The organism is Nocardia sp. AB354, from assembly GCF_049538315.1.
In the GTDB taxonomy this organism is placed as follows: domain Bacteria; phylum Actinomycetota; class Actinomycetes; order Mycobacteriales; family Mycobacteriaceae; genus Nocardia; species Nocardia nova.
Genome location: NZ_JBMVFU010000045.1, coordinates 1 through 21,001, shown reverse-complemented (window position 1 = coordinate 21,001; position 21,001 = coordinate 1). Strand labels below are relative to the sequence as shown.

The following is a 21,001-nucleotide window of genomic DNA, read 5'->3' as shown; positions in this document are numbered from 1 at the left end:
CGGGCGAGGTGCGAAACCAGTTCGCCCGGTTGATCTCCCACGTCCGCGCGACCGAGCCCGATATCGACCTCGACTGGGAGATGTACGGGTCGCTGCCCGGCGGCATGACCGATCCCGGCAACTGGATCATCCAGTCCTGCCGGCGCGGCTGGGAAGAGGTGGAAGGCCGTCCCTACGAATCCACACCACTACTGGGCGGCCAGACCGACGGAACCCTCATCCGCCGCATGGGCGTGCCCTGCGCGCGCATCGGCTATCCCTGGCCGCCCGCGACCGCACCCGCCGAACTGAACGAAGGTCTGGGCGGCATGGGCGTCGCGTCGGTCTCCGACGTGATGACCGCGGTGCGCGCCGTCGCCTACGCCGTCGTCGACACCCTCACCCGAACCCGAGAGGACGTGGGACTGTGAGCCCAGAACGCAAGGTACTCAACATCGTTCCCGTACCGGTGCCGCCGGAGGCGCTGGCCGCCTTCGCCGCCCAGATCCCGGACGACATCATGCATCCCGGATTCGAGAACGTCTTCGTCAGCGCCCGCGCCGGCGGCACCACATTGGACAGCGCCTACGAAGCGACCTTGGCCGACGCCTTCGTCCTCGAGGCCGGATCTCGCGCGGAGGAACAGGGATACGCGGCGGTGTGCGTGAACTCGATGAGCGATTCGGCGCTGGCGGCGCTGCGCTCCCGGCTCACCATTCCGGTGGTCGCACCGAGCCAGGCCTCCATGCTGCTGGCGTCGTTGCTGGGCAAGAAATTCTCGGTGATCACGATGTGGCCGCAGTGGCACGAGCTGTACCACAAGGCGGCCCGCGAGCAAGGGCTCGGTGCCCGCATGGCCTCCGTCCGCGATATCGGCGTCGCACCCGATACGGCCGAATTGCTCGCCGGCAAAGAGGATTTCGTCTTCGCGGCTCTCGAACGGGAGGCACGCACCGCGATCGACGACGACGGCGCCGACGTGATCGTGCTCGGCTCGACCACGATGCACCAGTCCCATGCCTACCTGTCACGTGTGCTGGATGTGCCGGTCCTCAATCCCGGCGTGGTGGCCTACAAACTCTGCGAGCTGCTCGTGGTGACCGGCTTGAGCCACAGCAAACGCGCCTTCCCGTCTCCCGCTCTCGTGCAGGACGACCTGCTGTCGGCACTGGCCGCGACCCACTGAATCACCCGACGTACCGAACCACTCAGGCAACCGGAGGAAGTACACGATGACCGCCGAGAATCCCGAAATCGGCCGGAGCATGCGCACCGGCACCTTCGATACCAACTACCACGACGTCGGGACCGGCGACCCGGTGCTGCTGCTACACGGCTCCGGCGCCGGAGTCTCCGCCTGGGCGAACTGGCGCGGCCTGATTCCGGTGCTGGCTCGAGACTTCCGCGTCGTTGCCCCGGATCTGGTCGGCTTCGGCTATACCGGACTCCCCGAACCGGCCGACTTCCACATCTTCGACACCTGGATCGATCAGATATCGGCTCTGCTCGACGGCCTCGGTATCGAGAAGGCACACGTGGTCGGAAATTCCTTCGGCGGCGGGCTCGCCCTGCACTTGGCCACCCGGCATCCGGAGCGCCTGAACCGGATCGCGCTGATGGGCGCGGGCGGAGTCAAGATGCGCTTCACCGAGGAGCTCGATCAGCTCTGGGGCTACACCCCGTCGGTGCAGAACATGAAGAACATCATGGACATCATGGCCTACGACCGGTCGCTCGTGACAGACGAGCTGGCCGAACTGCGCTACCGCGCCACTATCCGGCCCGGCGCGCAGGAAGCCTTCGAGAAGGTTTTCCCGCCCCCGCGGGCGCGCTGGCTGGACGCCCAGATCGTGCCCGACGAACAACTCGCGGCCATCCCGCACGAGGTGCTGCTGCTGCACGGACGCGAAGACCGCGTGGTACCGCTGCAGGCGTCACAGCACATGTTCGCCACGATCCCGAACGCGCAGCTGCACGTGTTCGGCCACTGCGGGCACTGGACACAGATCGAGCACGCACAGCGCTTCCAGCAGTTGGTGTCCGCCTTCTTCCAGGAAGCACGCAGCACGGCCGGAGTGCCCGCGTGAGCGCGCCGGGCGATGCCGGAACCGAGGCCGCGAGAGGTGAATCCTCCGTGCGGGTCGCTGTCATCGGAGCCGGGGTCTCCGGACTGTGTGCGGCGAAACTGCTGACCGAATTCGGATTCGACGTCACGGTCTACGACCGCACCCCCGACGTCGGTGGGGTGTGGAGCCGCACCCGCCGGTATCCGGGCGTCACCACGCAGAACAACAAGGGCACCTACGCGTTCTCCGACTTCCCGATGCCGCGCGCCTATCCGCAATTTCCCAGCGGCGCCCAGGTGCAGAACTATCTCGAGGACTACGCGACCCGGTTCGATCTGCATCGCCTCATCCGCCTCCGGACCGAGGTGACCGATGCCGCCCAGGACGAGCGGACCGGGACCTGGACGCTGATCGTCCGGGACCTCACCTCCGGGACGGAGGCACCGGCGGTCTTCGACCACCTCGTCGTGGCAACCGGTATCTTCTGCGATCCGTTCGTTCCCGAGTATCCGGGCCAGGAGGATTTCGAACGCGTCGGCGGAAGAGTTTGCGCCGCATCGGATTTCACCCGGCTCGACGACGCGGCCGACAAGGATGTCGTCGTGGTGGGTTACGGCAAATCCGCCTGCGATATCGCAGAAGCGCTCAGCGACGTCGCTCGCTCGACCACCGTCGTGGCCCGGGAGGTGACATGGAAGGTGCCGCGCAGGCTTGCCGGGCTGGTGACCTACAAATACATCCTGCTCACCCGTTTCAGTGAGGCGCTGTTCGACCATATCGACCAGCGCGGGTTCGCTCGATTCCTGACCGGGCCGGGGCGTTTCCTGCGCAACGCGCTGCTCGGGGGCATGGGTTCGATCGTGCGCCGGCAGTTGCTGCTGGACCGGCTGGGACTGGTGCCCGACGGCCCGTTCGAGCGCGTGGTCCGCCACGCGGTGAGCCTGGCCACCGAGAACTTCTACGAGAAGATCCGCGACGGCGTCATCACCCTGCACCGCGGCGCGGTCATCGCGCGACTGCACGAAAAGGACGGCAAACCGACCATCGCACTGTCCGACGACACGCTGCGGGATGCCGACATCGTGGTCTGCGCCACCGGTTTCGTTCAGCGCGTGCCGTTCCTGCGTCCCTCGGTGCAGGATCGGCTCACCGACGGCGACGGCAACTTCCTGTTGTATCGCCAGATCCTGCCACTGGATGTGCCGAATCTGTTCTTCGTCGGTTACAGCTCGTCGCTGGTCAGCCCGATCGCCGCCGAGGCCTCCGCGATGTGGGTGGTCGACTACTTGGCCGGTGGCGGCACCGGCCTGCCCTCGGCCGAACACCGACGGGATTTCGCCCGGCGCCGCCTGAACTGGATGATCGAACGCACCGAGGGCAAACAAGCCCGCGGCACCAACATCATCCCGTTCTCGATTCGCCACGTCGACGAGATCCTGGACGAGATCGGGGTGAACATCGGCCCCGTGGCCAGGCTGCGGCAGTGGCTGCTTCCGGTGAAGCCTGCCGCGTATCGGTCCGCGACCGCGGCACTCCATCGGCGCTACCCCCGTGGAGGCGCCGATGCCGCCGGTACGGGGATTCCGGCATCCTCCGCGCGCTGACCAAGCCCTTGCATGGTCCGGGTGATTCGGGCGCCACGATCACCCGGCCCACCAGCCGAGACCGTCTTCCTGTTGCCAACCGCACAGAGATCATCGGCTGCGCCGCAGTATAATTGATTAGATAGGCTAAACAACGTGGATCGGCGGACCGCCGACCGGCTCACCCGGCGTCGCGCCGCATCCACTCTCCGAGCCCATCCGCAGCAACCGAACGTTGCTCTTCACCGAACAAGGAGCTGACCGCAGGAAAGGCAGTCTTGACCGCGACTCGCACCGACGACCACGAGACCACCACCGATTCACTTCCGTCCGATCTGCCCGCGCCACCGCCGGCACCGCCGGATCACCCCAGCGGGATGTTCGCCTCCCTCACCGTGCCGAACTATCGCTACTACTTCGCGGGCCAGGTGGTTTCCAATACGGGTACCTGGATGCAGCGGATCGCGCAGGACTGGCTGGTGCTCGGTCTCACCGGCAGCGCGTTCGCCGTCGGCATCACCACTGCCATGCAGTTTCTGCCGATGCTGCTGTTCGGTCTCTACGGCGGCGTCATCGCCGATCGCTTCCCCAAGCGCGGACTTCTGGTTCTCACCCAGGCCACCATGGGACTGCTCGCCGCGGTCCTCGCGGTCCTGACGCTGACCGGCACGGTCGAGGTGTGGCACGTCTACGTGCTGGCGCTGCTGCTGGGCATGGTGACCGTGGTCGACAATCCGACTCGTCAGTCGTTCGTCCCGGAGATCGTCGGCCGGCAGCGGTTGCGCAACGCCGTCAGTCTGAACTCCGCGAACTTCCAGGCCGCGCGACTGGTCGGGCCGGCGGTCGCGGGAGCGCTGATCGCCGCCGTCGGCTCCGGCTGGGCCTTCGCGATCAACGCCTGTTCCTTCGTCGCCGTCATCGCCGGTCTGCTTGCCATGCGACCGGCGGAGCTGACACCGGTGCCGCGCCTGCCGCGCCGGAAAGGGCAACTGCGTGAAGGCCTCCGGTATGTGAGCGCCCATCCGCAACTGCTCTGGCCGATCGTCATGGTGGGCTTCATCGGCACCTTCGGCTACAACTTCCCCACCGTGCTGTCGGGCTTCGCGTATCACGTCTTCGATGTCGATGCCGGCAAGTACGGGCTGCTCAACACCGCACTGGCAGCGGGTTCGCTCGCGGGCGCGCTGCTGGCCGGTCGCCGCGGGCGGGTGCGGATGCGGATGCTGGTCGGCACCGCCGTCGGCTTCGGCGCACTCGAGGCGGTCGCCGCCTTCGCCCCGGACTATTGGCTGTTCACCGCGCTGCTCGCCGTGGTGGGCCTGCTCGGACTCACCTTCAACACCTCGGGCAACTCGATGGTGCAGCTGGAAACCGACCCGGCCATGCGCGGGCGGGTGATGTCGCTGTACATGATGGTCTTCACCGGCGGCACCCCGATCGGCGGCCCGATCGTCGGATGGCTCACCGAGGAGTTCGGGCCCCGGTTCGGCCTGTTCGCCTGCGGAGCGGTCTCCGCACTTTCGGCGGCGCTGATCGGTGTCGTCCTCGCCCGCGCTGCCGGCCTGCGAGTGCGGATGTCAGGTCGGCGCGTCGTGCTCGTTCCGCGCGAGGGCTCCCCGAAACCCGTCGCGACCGGCCACCGGTAGTAGGTGCGGGGTTACGGTCCGCCACCTCCCCGATTTGCTCTAAAATTGCCCACCTGCGGTGCCGATCCGACCGAAGTGGTTCGTAGCGGCGAGGTCGTGGATGTGAGCAGTGCCGTGCCCCGCCGCCGCCCGGAGAACGTCGACACGAAGGCGGCTCTCGATGACGGATGTGGACTGTTGCGTAATCGGCGGCGGGTTCGCCGGGTTGACCGCCGCGCTGCGACTGAAACAGGCGGGCCGATCGGTAGCGGTACTCGAAGCTCGCGACCGGCTCGGTGGGCGCACGTTCACCGAGGTGCGCGGGGACGGTTGCTGGATCGACCGCGGCGGCGCCTGGATCGGGCCCGGCCAGGACCGGGTCCGCGCCCTGATGAACGAGTTCGGCGTAGGAAGCTATCGCCAGTACACCGACGGCCAGGCTTTGATGGTCGTCGACGGCAAGCAGTACCGCTACACCGGCACGATCCCGTGGACGATGAGTCCGTGGGCCTCGATCAATCTCGGCGCCGGCTTCGCCGAGCTGGCCCACCTGTGCAAGTCGATTCCGCTCGACGCACCGTGGGATGCGAAGAACGCCGAGAAATGGGATCGAATCACTCTGGCGCAGTGGCTGAATCGCACCGTCCGGTCGAGGACCGCCCACGATCTGCTCGAGACCGCCATCGCGGGCAGCTACACCTCGGCCGCCTCGGAGGTGTCGATGCTCTTCGCGCTGTATCAGATGGCGTCCGGGGGCGGGCCGAACTTCATGTTCAGCGTCAGGGGCGGTTCCCAGGACTCCCGGCCCTTGGGCGGCATGGGTGCGATCTACGGTGCGATGGCGGCCGAGCTCGGTGAGGCGATTCGGCTGTCGCAGCCGGTGCACGGCATCGAGCAGGACGATGCCGGAGTGACCGTGCACGCCGGTCGGTCGGCGCTGCGTGCCCATCGGGCGATCGTGACCGTCCCGCTGGCGATCGCCGGTCAGATCCGGTACGAGCCGATGCTGCCGGTCGATCGCTCACTGCTGCATCAGCGTGTGCCGAGCGGCTCGATCATCAAGACCTCCGTCGTCTACGCCGAACCGTTCTGGCGGCACGACGGATTGTCCGGGCAGTCGGCCGCGCCGGGGTCGCCGGCCACCGTCACCCTCGACGCCTGCACCGACACCGCCCGGCCCGGAATCCTGTGCGTCATCACGGAGGGGCCCACCGCCCGCCGGATCGGACACCTCGACGCCACCGACCGCAGAACGGCCATCCTGCGAGAACTGGCCGGCAGGTTCGGGACGAAGGCCAGTTCCCCGGAGGACTACGTCGAGCAGGACTGGAGCGCCGAACGGTACTCCGGTGGCGGAATGCTCAGTCACACCCCGACCGGTGTGCTCACCCAGTTCGGCCGCGCGCTGCGCGAACCGTGCGACCGAATTCACTGGGCCGGCACCGAGAGCTCGGCCGTGATGTGCGGCTGGGTAGACGGCGCGGTCCGCTCGGGTGAACGCGCCGCGAGCGAGGTGCTGCGGCACGAACTCGCCGCCGTCTGAGGCGCCCCGACGCGGTCCGCGACGTTCAGCGCGGACCCGAGCCGAAGAATCGCCACAGATAACCGGGCAGCTTGCGCAGCGGGACAGCGCGTGGCCAGTCGTCGGCACGAAAGTAGGCGTCACTGCCGCCGTCGACGAAAACGATACTGCCGCACAGGAATCGCGCGGCGGGCGACAGCATGAACACCGCCCATTCGGCCAGATCGCCCGGATCGCCGAAGCCGCCGATCGGGACCGGGAAACGCTCGATGTTCTTCGCCTCGGCCGGGGTCGCGAGCTGCTTCTCCAGCAGCGGCGTCAGCACCGCGCCGGGTGCCAGCGCGTTGAGCCGGATTCCCGCGCCTGCCCACTGCGCGGTCGTCGCGTGGCGGCGCACCCAGTGGCTCACCGCGATCTTCGAGGTGCCGTAGGCGATCGACGGCGCGTTCCGGCCGAAGATCCGCAACGCCCGCAGCGCCTTGTCCGTGTCGCCCGCCAGCAGCGCACGAATCGCCCGGCGCGGCACCAACGGGGTGGTGGTCGTCGAATTGCTGCCGAACACAACGACTTTCGCCTCATCCGCCCGGGCCAGGGCCGTGCGCCACCCGTCGAGCAGTTCGACGACGCCGCGGTAGTTCACCTCGAAGATCAGCCGCGGCCGGTCCGCACCGGGCGCCGGCCCGACCCCCGCGGCGAGTATCGCGCCGTCGAGATGCCCGTCCACCTCCGCGAGCACACCGTCGATCGCGGTGCGGCGGCCGGCCGGCGTCGACAGATCCGCCACCACCTGCGCGTCCTTCAGATCGACACCGACCACCATATGGCCCCGCTCACGCAATTTCTCCGCCGCGGCGCGCCCCATTCCGGACGCCGCCCCGGTCACCACGTACACACCCACCGCATCGCCTGCTTTCCGCTACCCGAGCCTCGAACGATCACCAACCGGCGGCCGACGACCCGTCACCGCCGCACCGAACTGTGCCCGAGTGCGAGCGCGTGCACAATGGCGACCGGGCCCCACGTCAGCCACAGCGCAGGTCGGCGAACGTTTCCCGCCGACACGGCATCCCGGTCGAGGATCGCGTGCCAGACTCGCGCCATGGCTACGGCTTCTGCTCCCCCGCCGGGTTTTCGTTCGGTGACACCACGCATGGTGGTGGCCGACCACCCCGCGGCGGTCGCGTTTCTGCGGACCGTATTCGGGGCGACCGGCGACGTGGAGCCGAACCGGCCGACCGAGGTCCGCGTCGGCGATTCGCTGATCATGGTCTCGGAATCCGGCGAGCGCGAACCGTTTCCGGCCTTTCTCTACATCTACGTCGACGACGTCGGGGCCACCTACCAGCGCGCGGTCGCCGCGGGCGCGGACACGATGGAGGCACCGCTCGACACGCCGTACGGTGACCGCCGCGCCATGGTTCGCGACCCGTTCGGGAACGTCTACCAAATCGCCAGTCGGTTGGGCCCCGCTGGGTGACGTTCTCGGACCTCGAGCCGGACCCGTCCTCAGTCGACGACGTAGCGCAGCATCACCGCCGTGTCGAAATGCCGCGTCTGCGCCAACCGGAGCGGAATACGCTTGTCCAGCAGGGGAAACATCGGTGTGCCGCCGCCGAGCACCACGGGCAGGACGAACACTTGGTACTCGTCGACGAGCCCGTGCGGAATCAGCGAGGCCGCCAGACTCGCGCCGCCGACCTCGATGACGCCGTCGCCCTCGGCCTTCAGCCTGCGCACCTGCTCCACCGCGTTCTCACTGACCAGCGTGCTGTTCCAGTGCACCTCGGTCAGTGTCCGCGAGAAGACGACCTTCGGCTTCTCCGTCCACAACCTGCCGAATTCACGCTGGATCGGCGGCGCATCCTCGGGCACATGCGGCCAGTACTCGGCCATCAGCTCGTACAGGCGACGACCGTGCAGTGAAATCTCGATGTCCCGATACCGGTCGTTGTGAAACTGGTGCAACTCGTCGTCCGGATTCGACCAGTCGATGCTGCCGTCGCGGTCGTTGATGTAGCCGTCCAGGGACATGCTGATCCCGTAGCTCAGTTTCCTCATGAGAAGGAGACGTCCTGTGGGCGCGAAATTCATCGGCGCACAACGAAATGGTTCCGGCCATCGCCACGCGATCATCCACGCGGAACACGCGCCGACCGGATCAGCAGACCCCACCGTCCACCGACACGACACGTGATGGTGGGATACCGATCGTGACCGTGTCATGGTGGTGGGATCTGCTGATCGCGGTCGCCGCCGCGCTCATCGTGTGCTGGGTTGCCCTGATCACGGCGCTGATCATCGTCCGGCCGCGCGGCAACCTGCTGCGGGAAGCGATGCGGATCCTGCCCGACACCCTGCGCCTGATCCGCCGCCTGGCCGCCGACCGGTCCCTGCCACGCGGTGTGCGGATCCGGCTCTGGCTGGTGCTGGCCTACCTCGCCTCACCCCTGGACCTGATCCCCGACATCATCCCCGTCATCGGCTACGCCGACGACGCCATCATCGTCACCGCGGTCCTGCGCAGCGTCGTCCGGGCCTCGGGCCCGGAGGCCGTCCGCGCCCACTGGCCCGGCACCGACGACGGCTATACCGCCCTCGCCCGGCTGACGGGCCTGCCGACGCGGTAACAGTCATCGGCGCCGCGCTCGCTGGGCGGTTTCCCGGTCGATGACGATCTGCTTGCGGCGTTGGGTCATCGCTTCGGCGGGTGAGGCGGTGCCGACGATCGCGTCGAAGACCGCACGGGCGTCCTCGAGCGCGTCACGGGCTCCCACCCCGGCCGCCGGAGTGATCGCGTGGTCGGCGTCGCCGATCAGGATCACCGAATCCTGCGGTGCGCGTGCGCCTTCCAGCGGGACGTTGCGGGCGTTGCTGACGTGCACGAGTTCCGTCCGCGACAGGAAGGCCGATACCAGCGCCCGGCTGGAAGGCGTTGCGGCCAGGACGGTTTCGGCCCACTCGTCGACGGGACGCATCCCGATATCGTCGCGAGTGCCGGGGAGGGGACCGCGCGGGATCCGCACGAACCACAGGGCTGCGGGGTCCTCGGGGCGCCAGATGTGGCCGAAAGTACTTCCGGCACTGCCGTCTTCGGCGACCTCGGCGAAGAAGTGGAGAACCGCGGGGGTCGTGGGCGGCGGCGGATCCAGTGGCGTGCCGGTCATTCCGTACAGCACGACATCACCGGCGTAGACCGGTGTGCGTGCGGGTTCCAGGGCGGCCCGGACGACGGAGTCGATACCGTCGGCGCCGATCAGCATCTCCGCGGTGGTGACGACGTCGGAGCCCCGCCGGATCGTGTGATCGCCGTCGCCCACCGTCACTTCGGTGATCGGCTCGCCGTAGCGCAGGTCGGCGCCGGAGCCCGCGACGAACTCCGACAGCACGCCCATGAGGTTGCGGCGCAACCAGAAACGATGTCCGCGGCTGGGCATTTCGCTACGACGGCCGCGACTGTCCTCGTAGTCGAGTCCCGCGAGCGGATACGACACCTCGTGCAGCGCCGAGCGATCGACGCCCATCGCCTCCATCGCATCGTGTCCGCGCCCGTCGATGAACAGAAACGCCCCGGCTCCGGGACCCGGGCGCTGTTGTTCGTAGAGCGCGACCCGATGCCCTTGCCGCGCGAGACCACCGGCCAGGCAACTGCCCGCGATCCCGCCACCGATAACGCTCACCATGTCCTGCGACCTCCTAGCGTTGTCGTGCCGGCGGCCGTCCGCCGGAAGAGGCACTTGTCCAGAGTGCCACGCGCATCGGAACATTCGCCGAGGACTGATCGACTCCCCCTCAGCTGGGCGGAATTCGCTTCAGGCTGCCCACACTGAGCGATCCGTTCCCCTCGCCGCGCAGCGCCGCCTCCGCCGCGCGGACGTAGCCGGCCGGATCTTTGTCGACGGGCACGACGCCCGCGTAGTTGCGCGCCTCGTACGCGGCGAAGGCCACGGCGAGCTGATGGCGGCGCTGCAGTCCGGCCAGGCGGCGAAAGTCGGTGAGCCCCTCTCGCTCCTCCTCGGCCATGTGGTCGCTGTTGGCAAGGTTCGCCGCCGCGACAGCCGCATACCACTCGTCGGTGCCCACCTGGTGCCGCCCTACGTCGGCGACCGCATCCCTGATCTCGTTGTGGTCGTGGATGGCGTCGAGTGTCTCGTCCTCCGCCCCGCTCGCACGCCGCGCCGCGATCCCGACCTGCAGCAGCGCGGGATAGAAGATCTCCTCCTCGGCCTGCGCATGCAGCTCGAGAAACGCCGCCAGCCGGTCCCAGATCGTCCCCAGCGCACCGGTGTCCCCGCGATCGATCTGCTCCAGGATCGCGAACAGCCGCCGCTGCTCATGATGGTCATCGAGGATCAACTGGGTGATATCCACATTTCCTCCCTGACACCGCATCGCAGGCAAGTACCGGACCCGAGGACCGGCTGCCGCGCAGGTAGCCGGGACGTCCCCTGGAACCCGACCATAACGCACCGCCGACGACGCTCACATCTCCCTGCAGTTCACGCCGAAAATTGCGCCCGGCGGCGAACAAGTCCTCGATACCGGGGCCGGCGATACTCTCGGCGATATTTGCTCAACCGAGGCCGACGAGATCGGCCGAGGCAGTCCACAGTTCGTCGATGAGGCGGCGGTTGTGTGCTTGCGGGGACTCGGGGCCTCGCGCTCGGTGCCGATGGAAGTAGACGCCGTTGATTTCCGGGTCGGCGCCGCGGCCGGCCAGTTCGATCAGGGGTTCGGCGCCGCGGGCGGGGGTGATCGTTCCGACGTGGCGCAGTGGGGTGCGGTAGAGCAGGCCGACGGCGCGGGAGTCGCGGCCGAAACTCGACGCCACGGGCCCGGGATGTACTGCGGCGGAGACGATTCCATCCGACGACCACCGCTCCGCGATACCGCGGGTGAACATGATGTTCATCAGCTTGCTCGTCCCGTAGGCGCGCCATCCGAAGGCGCGGCGGCGCGTGTAGTCGAGGTCGGAGATGTCGACGTGCCCGAACAGGTTGCCGACGCTCGCGGTGTTCAGCACGAGCGCGCCGTTGGCGGCGAGCTTGTCGTGCAGCAGATTGGTCAGCAGAAACGGGGCCAAATGGTTGATCTGGAAATTGGGTTCGTGCCCGTCGACGGTCCGCTGTCGCGGCTCGAAGAGACCGCCCGCGTTGTTGAGCAGCACGTCGATCGAGCCGACATGGTCACCGATCTGCTCGGCGAGACCGCGCACGTCGTCGAGAACGGCGAAATCGGCCGTGAAGGCGGTCGCACCGGTGTCGGCGGTCACCGCGGCAAGTTTCTGCGCCGACCTGCCGACGATGACGAGGTCGACGTCCGGGGCGGCCAGCGCCCGGGCGGTCACCGCTCCGATGCCGTCGCTGGCACCGGTTATGGCGATCGTGCGTCGCGAGTTCGAGGATCGGCTATCTGTCACCAGGGTCTCCAGTCGGTGGATGCGTGGCGTGCGCCTTCCGTATGCCACCAGCTTAGAATTCGGTCGACGATCGGCGCGCGTCTCTGCATCCAGCCGACGTGGTCGTTAGTCGCGCCCGCAGGTACCTGGCCCTTGCTATCGCGCCACCGACCGCGGCGAATCGACGAATCGAACATCACCCGGAACCTCCCGGACCGGGGCAGCGCAAAACCGACATGGGCAACCGCGATGCCACCGAGACCGGCGATGTCCACCACCTGACTCCGGGACATCGTGTCGACCGACCGAACGAGGAACCCCGAGGCGGCCCACAGCGGTACCGGTGTGGTGTAGCGCCGACGACGCTGTGCGGCGATAAGCCGAGCCGCACCGCCGCCACGAAACCCGGGTCGCCGTTCACGCCGACCGTCGCCGCGATGTGCTGCGGCAACGAACCCCGGTTCGGGCGGTGCCGGTGACGTCGTTACTTTCATCCGATCCAGCCACGCCGAACATTCAACTTTCTACGTTGCTGTCAGCGTATGCACCGACGGAGCGGCCGACCCGAGTAGACCGCTACTCGAATTTCGCAGCGGGTTCCCGCATTTCGCTGCGCAGGCCCGGTCGTCGGCCTGCGCGAGGTGGCGCTGCACGTCACTGTGTGTCGTGCTGACGAGCATTCCGCAGTGCGTCGCGCGCGCGGTCGAATACGGCCAGTGGTGGTCCGGCCACGAGGTTGGCCGCACGCGATTCACCCGCGTGTGGGTGCGGGCGGGTAGGTGCGATGGCCTCGGCGCCTCGGACCGTATTGGCCATGTGGCTCAGCTGGGTCCCCGAAAACGACTGGCGCAGTAGGGCGAATTCTTCCTTTTCCTCGTGTTCGGCGTGCGCGAGCACCGCTCGAGCGAACGCCGAGAGTTTGGCGTCGAATTCCGGGTTGTCCACGCCCAGGTCGTAGAGTTCGGCGAGGTCGCGCTTCGCCTCGTTCTCCTCTGCCAGCCTGTTCTCCACCATCGGCTTCGCACCGAACTGCGCGCGCGCAGCTGCCGGATGGACGACTTCTTCCTCGGCGGTCTCGTGCACCGCCAGCAGCCGTACCAGCTCCTCGAACAGGTTCTGCTTGTCGTCCGGTCCGGCGCGCAACTTGTCGAAGCGATCTTCGATCTGTCGATGCTGCGCGATCAACAGGTCTACGACATCCGCTTTGTCCGCGCTCATCTACCAAACCTTCGTCAACCTGTCGGGCCTCGACAACGCCGCCTGGCCGGCACGAACCATGGCCGTCCTCGCCCCCACCGACCGACCACCCACCACTCGGATCGGCACCGGGATCGACTCGTCCGCGGGACTGCCCTTCTTCGCCGGATTCGGCTGGCTCTCCTGCGACGACGCCCGCGCCGTAGCCGATCTCGCCGCGGCCTCGACGACTACCAGCCCTGGCCGGGCCGAACCACGCCCCTGACCCGTAGCTGCTGTCGCCGAGCTGAACTAACTTCCCCATTCACCAGCGTCACCGCAGTTCCGGGGCCTGCGCGAGGTGGCGGAACTGGCGTAACTGGTCGGTAATTGCAGGACACGTCTCCTGTAACGAACCGTTCCGAGCATATGCGGCATGACCAGATCGACCGCCGGACCGGCCGACCCCGGCACCGGCCGCCGTAGTGCTCCCGCCCGCCGGGTCTGTGACATCCTGCGCGCTCGCATCCGCAGCGGCGTCTACGGGGACCGCCCGCTGCCGGCCGAGGCACAGCTGGCCGCCGATTTCGTCGTCAGCCGCAATGTGGTGCGCGATGCGCTGTCCCTGCTTCGCGACGAAGGGATGATCGACCGCGTTCCGGGAGCGGGCACCTTCGTCGTCGCACAGAAGGCGGTGCAGGAGCTGGACCGGCTGCGCGGTCTGGCGGAAAGCTTCGAGACCGGCGACAGCCGCATAGTCAACCGGGTTCTGCTGGCCGAACTGATGCCCGCCACCCCGATCGTCGCCGAACGCCTGGAACTCGAGCCCGGCACGCCGGTGGTGGCACTGGAGCGCGTACGACTGCTCGACGGTGAACCTTTGTCACTGGACGCCAGCTATCTGACCGCCGATATCGGCGCGCCGCTGCTGAATATGGACCTCGCCGGTCGTGACGTCTTCGGGCTGGTGGAAGCCGAACTCGGGCTGCCGCTGGGTTCGGCGGCCGTCGCCATCGAGGCGGTGGCGGCCGATCCCACTGTGGCCGGACTGCTGTCGATCCGCCCGGGCGCGCCGCTGCTGCTGCTCGAACGCCTCACCTACACCGACTCCGGTCGCCCCGTCGACCTCGAATACCTACGTTTCCGCGGCGACCGGTTCTCCCTGTCCGGTCGGCTGCACCGTATTCCGGTCACACCGCACCCCGGTGTAACCACCCCGACCGAAAGAAGGTGAGACAACGATGACATCGGCGATACCACCGGTCACCGGCGGCCGAGAATTGAGCTGCGATGTGCTGATCGTCGGCGGCGGCACCGCCGGCACCATGGCGGCACTCACCGCGGCCCGGCACGGCGCGAACGTTCTGCTGCTGGAGAAGGCGCACGTCCGGCATTCGGGCGCACTGGCCATGGGCATGGACGGGGTCAACAACGCCGTCGTCCCGGGCAAGGCGACACCGGAGGACTACGTCGCGGACATCACCGTCGCCAACGACGGAATCGTCAACCAGCGCACCGTCTTCCAGACCGCGACCCGCGGCTTCGACATGGTGCGGCGCCTGGAGGGATACGGCGTCAAATTCGAGAAGGACGAACACGGCGAATACGCGGTCCGCAAGGTGCACCGCTCCGGCAGCTATGTCCTGCCGATGCCGGAGGGACGCGACGTCAAAAAGGTGCTCTACCGCACGCTGCGCGCCCGCGACGTGCGCTCCAGGGTAACCATCACCAACCGGGTGATGCCCGTGCGGGTACTGACCCGAGACGGTGTCGCGGTCGGCGCGGCCGGATTCGACACCCGCACCGGAGAATTCGTCACGGTGTCGGCGGGCGCGGTGATCCTGGCCGCCGGTGCGTGCGGTCGCCTCGGGCTGCCGGCCAGCGGCTACCTGTACGGCACCTACGAGAATCCGACCAACGCCGGTGACGGCTACGCCATGGCCTACCACGCGGGCGCGGAACTGTCGGGCATCGAGTGCTTTCAGATCAACCCGCTGATCAAGGACTACAACGGCCCGGCCTGCGCCTATGTCGCCAACCCGTTCGGCGGTTACCAGGTCAATGCCGAAGGTAACCGGTTCGTCGACTGCGACTACTGGTCCGGGCGCATGATGGCCGAGGTGAAGCGGGAACTCGACAGTGCCCGCGGCCCGATCTACCTCAAACTCAGCCACCTCCCCGATGCCACCATCCGCGAGATCGAAGGCATCCTGCACACCACCGAAAGACCCACCCGCGGCACCTTCCACGCCGGTCGCGGAACCGACTACCGCACCCGCGACATCGAAATGCACATTTCCGAAATCGGTTTGTGCAGTGGGCATTCCGCTTCCGGGGTGTGGGTGGACGAGCACGCCGCGACCACCGTGCCCGGGTTGTACGCGGCCGGCGACATGGCCCTGGTACCGCACAACTACATGATCGGAGCCTTCGTCTACGGCGATATCGCCGGCGAGCAGGCGGCCGGATTCGCCCGCACCGCAACCCACCCGGCGCTACCCGAGGACCAGATCGGCGCCGCGCACGAGCTGATCTACCGGCCGCTGGGCAATCCCGACGGGCCGCCGCAGCAGCAAGTCGAATACAAACTGCGCCGCTTCGTCAACGACTACCTGCAACCGCCGAAATCTCAGCGCTACCTCACCCTCGGCGTGGAGGCGTTCGAACGGATGCGAGCAGACATCGACCGGATGGGTGCCCACACCCCGCACGAGCTCATGCGGTGCGCCGAAGTCACCTTCATCCGTGACTGCGCCGAGATGGCCGCCCGCGCATCGCTACGCCGCACCGAAAGCCGATGGGGCCTCTACCATCAACGCGCCGACCGCCCCGAGCGCAACGACACCGAATGGTTCTGCCACCTCAACCTGTATCGGGACGACCAGGGCGCGATGGCTTTCCGCACCCGCCCGGTAGCGCCCTACATCGTGCCGGTCCCCGGCTTCGTACGGCCCGACGGTGTTCCCGACCAGCCGGCGCCCGAGTTCACCGCGGCCGGGTGGGACGTGACCGAACCGGCGACCACGGGCGGCATCCGATGAGCGCACGACTGCTCGCGCTGCTGGAACTGGCCGAGGAATGTCCCGAATTCGACCAGCTGGCATCATATTTCGCCGATCCTGACCCGGAAGTACGGCGCACGGCGCTGTCGGTACTCAGCGAGACCACCGAGGAATGGGAGCGTGCGACCCCGATCATCGCGGCCGGGCTCGCGGATCCGGACGCCACTGTGCGCGCAGCAGCCACGGGGCTGCTCACCGAATTGGTCGAGGTTCTGGTCCCCGGGCCGCAGTTCGACACCACACTGCACGAATGCACCGGCGCGCCCGACCCCGAAGTCCGGGCCGCGGCGGTGGAAGCACTGTGGCGGCATCGCCGCATCGATGCGGCTCGGCTGTCGGGCCTGTTGCCCGACCCCGACCCCGGAGTGCGGCGGGCCGTGATCGGCGGGCTCACCTCGGTGGACGCCTTGCCCGAACTGGACACCGCCGCTACCGACGCGGACCCGCTGGTTCGCATCGCCGTCGCCAAAGGCCTTGCCGCAGTCGGTGATCCGCGCGGCGCACGGACACTGACCGCCCTGGCCCGCGACCCGGAACCGCTGGTTCGCGCTGCGGCCCTCAGCGGATTCGCCGCCACCGGCTGCGATCCCGCGGCGGCCGAACTGGCGGCCACCGCCTTGGCCGATCCGGCCTGGCAGGTTCGCCAGGGTGCGGCAATCGCCCTCGCCACCGCCGCACCGGATTTCGCAGCACGACATCTGGTCCCGGCGATCGCCGACGAGAACCTCGACGTCCGCAAGGCGGCCGTCCGGGGTCTCGCCGAGCGAATCGCCACCCACCGTGAGGTCACCGACGCCCTCCGCACCGCGCTCGAGGACCCGGACGCCGATGTCCGCGCCTTCGCCCGCATCGGAATCGCCAACGCCCGAAAGGAACCGTAGATGGCTCAGGCAAACCTTCGAGTCGACGTGCCGGTCACCGTCGACGAGAGCACATGCATCACCGGCTGCACGCTGTGCGTGGATATGTGCCCACTGGATTCGCTCGCGATCCACCCCGACACCGGCAAGGCCTACATGCACGTCGACGAATGCTGGTACTGCGGCCCGTGCGCCGCACGCTGCCCCGTCGACGCCGTCACCGTGAACATTCCGTATCTGCTGCGCTGAGTGAAGAAGTGAGATCGAGATGAGGACACTGCGCTCGCCCGCCCTGCTGCTCGGCGCCGCCGTGGCCGCGACCCTGCTGTCGGGTTGCGGCTCCGGCGACGACTCGGCGGTCACCGTCGATATCGGCTATCAATCCAAGACCATCAACACCGTCACCGCCGGCACGCTGCTGCGCGATCGCGGCACCTTCGAAGCGAAACTCGACGCCTTGAGCAAGACCACCGGCGTGAAATACAAGGTGGCGTGGAAGGACTTCGCGTCCGGACCACCACTGACCGCGCAGATGCTGGCCGGACAGGTCGATATCGGATCCATGGGCGACGCACCGGTCCTCGTGAACGGGTCCAAGACCCGCGATCACCCCGACGTTCGCTCCGAACTCATCGCCATCACCGGCTACAACCTGCGCGGATCCCTGAATCAGGTGGTCGTGGCCGCCGATTCGCCCGCCACCACATTGGCCGACCTGCGCGGCAAAGTGGTGTCCACCAGTATCGGCTCGGCGGCCCACGGCATGCTCGCCACCGGTCTGGGCCAGACGGGCATGTCGCTGTCGGATGTGAAACTGCTGGGCCAGGATCCACCGGTCGGCGCAGCGGCCCTGACCGGTGGACAGGCCGCGGCGCTGGCCCAGTTCGTCCCGTGGCCGCAGGCACTGGTCTTCGAAGGCAAGGCCAAACTGCTCTACGACGGCGGCAGCGCCGACATTGCCACCATGCACGCCGTCGTCGCCAACAAGCACTTCGACGAACAGCATCCCGAGGTGGTGTCGGCCTTCCTGGCCGCCCAACGCGAAACCACCGACTACCTCAACGCCAATCCGCTGGCAGCCGCCGAACGCGTCGCCCAATTGACCGGCCTGCCGGCCGAAGTCGTCTACCTCTACAACGGACCCAACGGCCTGGTGCACTTCGATCCCACGATCAAAGCGCCGCTCGTCGACGCGCTCGGCAAACTCCTGCCGTTCCTGAAGGGGCTCGGCGCTGTCGCCGACCTGGACCTGAACCAATTCGTGAACGACCGCTACGTGCGCGACCTGTACGGCGCCGACTACGCCGCGCGCAGCGCCGACACCTCCCCACCCAGCACACTGACCGGCACCGACCCGCTGTGCGGTGGCGCCGTGGCGGATCCGGCGACGGCCTCGGAAGTGTGGTTCGCCGGCCAGGACACCACATCGGTCGCGCGCACGCCGACCTGTCTGCTCCGGCAGATCGCCCAATCCCGCGACACCGTGCGCGCCGCCTACGTTCCCGACGCGGAAACCGGATTGCGGCTGTTCGGCGCAGACGCGATCTGGGTGAACGACCCGGCCGCACCCGAGGATCAGCGGCTGCGACCGTTCGCCGTGCGACCCGAGGCCGATCGCTACGTCGCCGCCCACCCCGGCAGCACCGTCCTCGACTACCGGGCAGCGCTGGCGGCCCGCTGACCCCTTCCACCTCACCTCAGGAGCCTCGGCTATGACCACATCGATCCGAACCCTCACTCCCCCAACAATTCCGGCTCCAGCCGCAGCACCCGAGCTACGCCGGAGCACCGGCCGCGGCACACTCCGGCACGTGCGGCAACACGCAGGCGCAGCGGCACTCACAGTGGTTCCGCTCGCGGCGATACTGCTGCTGTGGCAGCTGCTCACCGTCAACCATGTCGTGCTGTGGTTGCGATTCGACAAGGTACCCACACCCGGTGAGGTATTCGACGCCTTCCGTATCCAACTGGGATCGGCCGACTACTACCGCAACCTCATCTCCAGTACTCGGCGCATCCTGCTGGGCTTCGGCCTGGCTACGATCACCGGTGTCCTCATCGGTATGGCCGTCGGACGCTCGGCGGTGGCGGCCCGGTTGATTCGCCCGGTGATCGAAGTCGCGCGGCCCATTCCCGCGATCGCGGTGGTGCCACTGGCGATCCTGCTGTTCCCGACCGGGGAACAGGGCATCGTATTCATCACCTTCTTCGCCGCGTTCTTCCCCGTCGCCGTCAGCACCATCCATGCCGTGCAGGCACTGCCGCACGTGTGGGAGGAAGCCGCCCGCACGCTGGGGGCACGCCGCGGTGACATCCTGTTCCGCATCGCGCTGCCCGGTGCGCTGCCCGGGATCTTCTCCGGACTGTCGGTGGCCATGGGCGTGGCGTGGATCTGCGTGATCAGCGCCGAAATGATCTCAGGACAGTTCGGCATCGGCTATTTCACCTGGCAGTGCTACGGAATGCTCGACTATCCGTCGGTCGTGGTGGGCATGCTCACCATCGGCGCGCTGGGCTGGATCACCTCGGCACTGGTCGAACTCGCCGGCCGCCGAGTCAACCGCTGGCTGCCGAGGGCCGCCCGATGAGCGCCCCGGTGACCGACGGCGCCTCCGTTCGGCTGGACGGTCTGCGGATCGCCTACGGTGACCAGTTGATCGCCGAAGTCGACCTGGCTGTGGAACCGGGCGAGATCGTGGTGGTGCTCGGCACGTCCGGGTGTGGAAAGTCGACGCTGTTGCGGGCCTTGTCCGGCCTGCTGCGGCCCGCGGCGGGGGCGGCCCGCATCGATGGGCGAAGCGTCGGAGCCGGTGCCGAACAGTGCGCCATGATGTTCCAGGAGGATGCGCTGCTGCCCTGGCGCACCGCCCGCAAGAACGTCGAGTTCGCACTGAAACTGCGTGGCGTGCAGCGACATCGGCGCCGCGGCGAAGCGCTCGAGTTGCTCGGGCAAGTCGGCCTCACCGAATTCGCCGACCATCTTCCGATCGCCCTCTCCGGTGGGATGCGCCAGCGGGTGCAACTCGCGCGCACCCTGGCCACCCGTCCGCGGGTACTGCTGATGGACGAGCCGTTCGGTGCGCTGGATGCCCAGACCCGCGCCGACATGCAGCGGTTGCTGGTGTCGGTGTGGCAGCAGTACCGCACGACCGTCGTCTTCGTCACCCACGACGTGGACGAGGCGCTACTACTGGCTGATCGAATCGTGCTGCTCACGCCCCGTCCGGCCCGGATCAGCCGCATCGTGACCATCACCGACCCGCGCGCGCCCGGCGCGCGCTTCGAACCCGAATTCGCGCGGCTGCGATACGAAATCCTGGCCGGACTCGGTGAAACCGCCGACGGCACCACCGAACTCGCCGCCCCCGCCGACAACTGAGGAAACATCATGACCTTCGTCATCGGCGCGGCCTGCGTCGACGTCATGGACCGTGCCTGCGTGGAGGAATGCCCGGTCGACTGCATCTACACCGGCGGCCGCATGGCCTACATCCACCCCACCGAATGCGTCGACTGCGGCGCATGCGAACCCGTCTGCCCCGTCGAAGCCATCTATCTCGAAGCCGACATCCCCAGCGACCAAACCGAATTCGTCGAGACCAACGCCGCATTCTTCGCCGATCCACTGCCCGGGCGCACCCAGCCGCTGGGCAGCCCCGGCGGCGCGGCGCACGTCGGTGAACTCGGCGTCGACACCGCCTTCGTGGAAGGGCTGGGATCGTGACCGGAACGA

The 21,001-nt window shown here is 67.9% G+C and carries 20 protein-coding genes and 2 pseudogenes; 16 read left to right on the top strand and 6 right to left on the bottom strand.

The annotated features are described in order from the left end of the window. From ACPCUW_RS34575 to ACPCUW_RS34550, 6 genes and pseudogenes are all read left to right on the top strand, one after another. A pseudogene (locus ACPCUW_RS34575) lies at positions 1-410 on the top strand (acetylornithine deacetylase); the annotation flags it as partial. Beyond that, positions 407-1,165: an aspartate/glutamate racemase family protein gene (locus tag ACPCUW_RS34570; RefSeq protein WP_423429589.1), complete on the top strand. Its 759-nt coding sequence runs from the start codon at positions 407-409 to the stop codon at positions 1,163-1,165. The pseudogene ACPCUW_RS34575 and the gene ACPCUW_RS34570, both read left to right, overlap by 4 nt. A gap of 46 nt (positions 1,166-1,211) precedes the next feature. Further along, positions 1,212-2,066, top strand: coding sequence for an alpha/beta fold hydrolase (locus ACPCUW_RS34565; RefSeq protein ID WP_423429587.1), 855 nt, complete (start codon positions 1,212-1,214; stop codon positions 2,064-2,066). Positions 2,067-2,113: 47 nt separating this feature from the next. Beyond that, entirely contained in the window at positions 2,114-3,649 is a 1,536-nt protein-coding gene (locus ACPCUW_RS34560; RefSeq protein WP_423429586.1) for a flavin-containing monooxygenase, read from the top strand. 257 nt (positions 3,650-3,906) lie between these two features. Further along, positions 3,907-5,274: an MFS transporter gene (locus ACPCUW_RS34555; RefSeq protein ID WP_423429584.1), complete on the top strand. Its 1,368-nt coding sequence runs from the start codon at positions 3,907-3,909 to the stop codon at positions 5,272-5,274. A gap of 160 nt (positions 5,275-5,434) precedes the next feature. Next, positions 5,435-6,796: a flavin monoamine oxidase family protein gene (locus ACPCUW_RS34550; protein ID WP_423429582.1), complete on the top strand. Its 1,362-nt coding sequence runs from the start codon at positions 5,435-5,437 to the stop codon at positions 6,794-6,796. 25 nt (positions 6,797-6,821) lie between these two features. Here the strand turns inward: ACPCUW_RS34550 and ACPCUW_RS34545 are convergent, their stop codons facing one another. Beyond that, entirely contained in the window at positions 6,822-7,673 is an 852-nt protein-coding gene (locus ACPCUW_RS34545; protein WP_423429581.1) for an SDR family oxidoreductase, read from the bottom strand. Between the two features lie 201 nt (positions 7,674-7,874). Between ACPCUW_RS34545 and ACPCUW_RS34540 the strand changes: the two genes are divergently transcribed. After that, a complete protein-coding gene (locus ACPCUW_RS34540; protein WP_423429579.1) occupies positions 7,875-8,252 on the top strand; it encodes a VOC family protein in 378 nt (125 codons plus the stop codon). Positions 8,253-8,281: 29 nt separating this feature from the next. On the opposite strand, the gene ACPCUW_RS34535 is transcribed toward ACPCUW_RS34540, so the two are convergent. Next, complete coding sequence (locus tag ACPCUW_RS34535; protein ID WP_063017181.1) at positions 8,282-8,833, bottom strand: dihydrofolate reductase family protein; 552 nt, start codon at positions 8,831-8,833, stop codon at positions 8,282-8,284. 152 nt (positions 8,834-8,985) lie between these two features. Here ACPCUW_RS34535 and ACPCUW_RS34530 point away from each other — a divergent pair, with 152 nt between their 5' ends. After that, positions 8,986-9,402: a YkvA family protein gene (locus tag ACPCUW_RS34530; RefSeq protein WP_423429578.1), complete on the top strand. Its 417-nt coding sequence runs from the start codon at positions 8,986-8,988 to the stop codon at positions 9,400-9,402. Between the two features lie 3 nt (positions 9,403-9,405). On the opposite strand, the gene ACPCUW_RS34525 is transcribed toward ACPCUW_RS34530, so the two are convergent. The 4 genes from ACPCUW_RS34525 to ACPCUW_RS34510 form a co-directional block, all read right to left on the bottom strand. After that, a complete protein-coding gene (locus ACPCUW_RS34525) occupies positions 9,406-10,455 on the bottom strand; it encodes an FAD-dependent oxidoreductase (RefSeq protein WP_423429577.1) in 1,050 nt (349 codons plus the stop codon). A 109-nt stretch (positions 10,456-10,564) separates the two neighbouring features. Continuing rightward, positions 10,565-11,143 (bottom strand): hemerythrin domain-containing protein, encoded by a 579-nt coding sequence (locus tag ACPCUW_RS34520; RefSeq protein ID WP_423429575.1) that lies wholly within the window; start codon positions 11,141-11,143, stop codon positions 10,565-10,567. A gap of 202 nt (positions 11,144-11,345) precedes the next feature. Continuing rightward, entirely contained in the window at positions 11,346-12,191 is an 846-nt protein-coding gene (locus ACPCUW_RS34515; protein WP_423429573.1) for an SDR family NAD(P)-dependent oxidoreductase, read from the bottom strand. A 633-nt stretch (positions 12,192-12,824) separates the two neighbouring features. Beyond that, positions 12,825-13,388 carry a hemerythrin domain-containing protein gene (locus tag ACPCUW_RS34510; RefSeq protein WP_423429571.1) on the bottom strand — a complete coding sequence of 188 codons (564 nt, stop codon included), beginning with the start codon at positions 13,386-13,388 and terminating at the stop codon, positions 12,825-12,827. Here ACPCUW_RS34510 and ACPCUW_RS34505 point away from each other — a divergent pair. From ACPCUW_RS34505 to fdxA, 8 genes and pseudogenes are all read left to right on the top strand, one after another. Further along, a complete protein-coding gene (locus ACPCUW_RS34505; protein ID WP_423429569.1) occupies positions 13,375-13,632 on the top strand; it encodes a hypothetical protein in 258 nt (85 codons plus the stop codon). The genes ACPCUW_RS34510 and ACPCUW_RS34505 overlap by 14 nt on opposite strands. A 150-nt stretch (positions 13,633-13,782) precedes the next feature. Then, entirely contained in the window at positions 13,783-14,580 is a 798-nt protein-coding gene (locus ACPCUW_RS34500) for a GntR family transcriptional regulator (RefSeq protein WP_423429568.1), read from the top strand. 7 nt (positions 14,581-14,587) lie between these two features. Further along, positions 14,588-17,289: pseudogene (locus ACPCUW_RS34495) on the top strand (fumarate reductase/succinate dehydrogenase flavoprotein subunit). Next, positions 17,290-17,517 carry a 4Fe-4S dicluster domain-containing protein gene (locus tag ACPCUW_RS34490; RefSeq protein WP_423429566.1) on the top strand — a complete coding sequence of 76 codons (228 nt, stop codon included), beginning with the start codon at positions 17,290-17,292 and terminating at the stop codon, positions 17,515-17,517. Positions 17,518-17,536: 19 nt separating this feature from the next. Beyond that, on the top strand, positions 17,537-18,949 hold the full coding sequence (locus ACPCUW_RS34485) for an ABC transporter substrate-binding protein (RefSeq protein WP_423429564.1): 1,413 nt from the start codon (positions 17,537-17,539) through the stop codon (positions 18,947-18,949). Between the two features lie 31 nt (positions 18,950-18,980). Then, positions 18,981-19,856: an ABC transporter permease gene (locus ACPCUW_RS34480; protein ID WP_423429563.1), complete on the top strand. Its 876-nt coding sequence runs from the start codon at positions 18,981-18,983 to the stop codon at positions 19,854-19,856. Between the two features lie 8 nt (positions 19,857-19,864). Beyond that, positions 19,865-20,647, top strand: a complete 783-nt coding sequence (locus tag ACPCUW_RS34475) for an ABC transporter ATP-binding protein (protein WP_423429590.1) — start codon at positions 19,865-19,867, stop codon at positions 20,645-20,647. 9 nt (positions 20,648-20,656) lie between these two features. Beyond that, entirely contained in the window at positions 20,657-20,992 is a 336-nt protein-coding gene (gene fdxA, locus ACPCUW_RS34470; RefSeq protein WP_423429561.1) for a ferredoxin, read from the top strand. Positions 20,993-21,001: the final 9 nt, after the last annotated feature.

Excerpts from the sequence above, each read along its gene's own strand:
- ACPCUW_RS34565 (WP_423429587.1), top strand. The coding sequence starts at position 1,212 with ATGACCGCCGAGAATCCCGAAATCGGCCGGAGCATGCGCACCGGCACC.
- ACPCUW_RS34550 (WP_423429582.1), top strand. The coding sequence starts at position 5,435 with ATGACGGATGTGGACTGTTGCGTAATCGGCGGCGGGTTCGCCGGGTTG.
- ACPCUW_RS34540 (WP_423429579.1), top strand. The coding sequence starts at position 7,875 with ATGGCTACGGCTTCTGCTCCCCCGCCGGGTTTTCGTTCGGTGACACCA.
- ACPCUW_RS34535 (WP_063017181.1), bottom strand. The coding sequence starts at position 8,833 with ATGAGGAAACTGAGCTACGGGATCAGCATGTCCCTGGACGGCTACATC.
- ACPCUW_RS34525 (WP_423429577.1), bottom strand. The coding sequence starts at position 10,455 with ATGGTGAGCGTTATCGGTGGCGGGATCGCGGGCAGTTGCCTGGCCGGT.
- ACPCUW_RS34510 (WP_423429571.1), bottom strand. The coding sequence starts at position 13,388 with ATGAGCGCGGACAAAGCGGATGTCGTAGACCTGTTGATCGCGCAGCAT.
- ACPCUW_RS34500 (WP_423429568.1), top strand. The coding sequence starts at position 13,783 with ATGACCAGATCGACCGCCGGACCGGCCGACCCCGGCACCGGCCGCCGT.
- ACPCUW_RS34490 (WP_423429566.1), top strand. The coding sequence starts at position 17,290 with ATGGCTCAGGCAAACCTTCGAGTCGACGTGCCGGTCACCGTCGACGAG.
- ACPCUW_RS34485 (WP_423429564.1), top strand. The coding sequence starts at position 17,537 with ATGAGGACACTGCGCTCGCCCGCCCTGCTGCTCGGCGCCGCCGTGGCC.
- ACPCUW_RS34480 (WP_423429563.1), top strand. The coding sequence starts at position 18,981 with ATGACCACATCGATCCGAACCCTCACTCCCCCAACAATTCCGGCTCCA.
- fdxA (WP_423429561.1), top strand. The coding sequence starts at position 20,657 with ATGACCTTCGTCATCGGCGCGGCCTGCGTCGACGTCATGGACCGTGCC.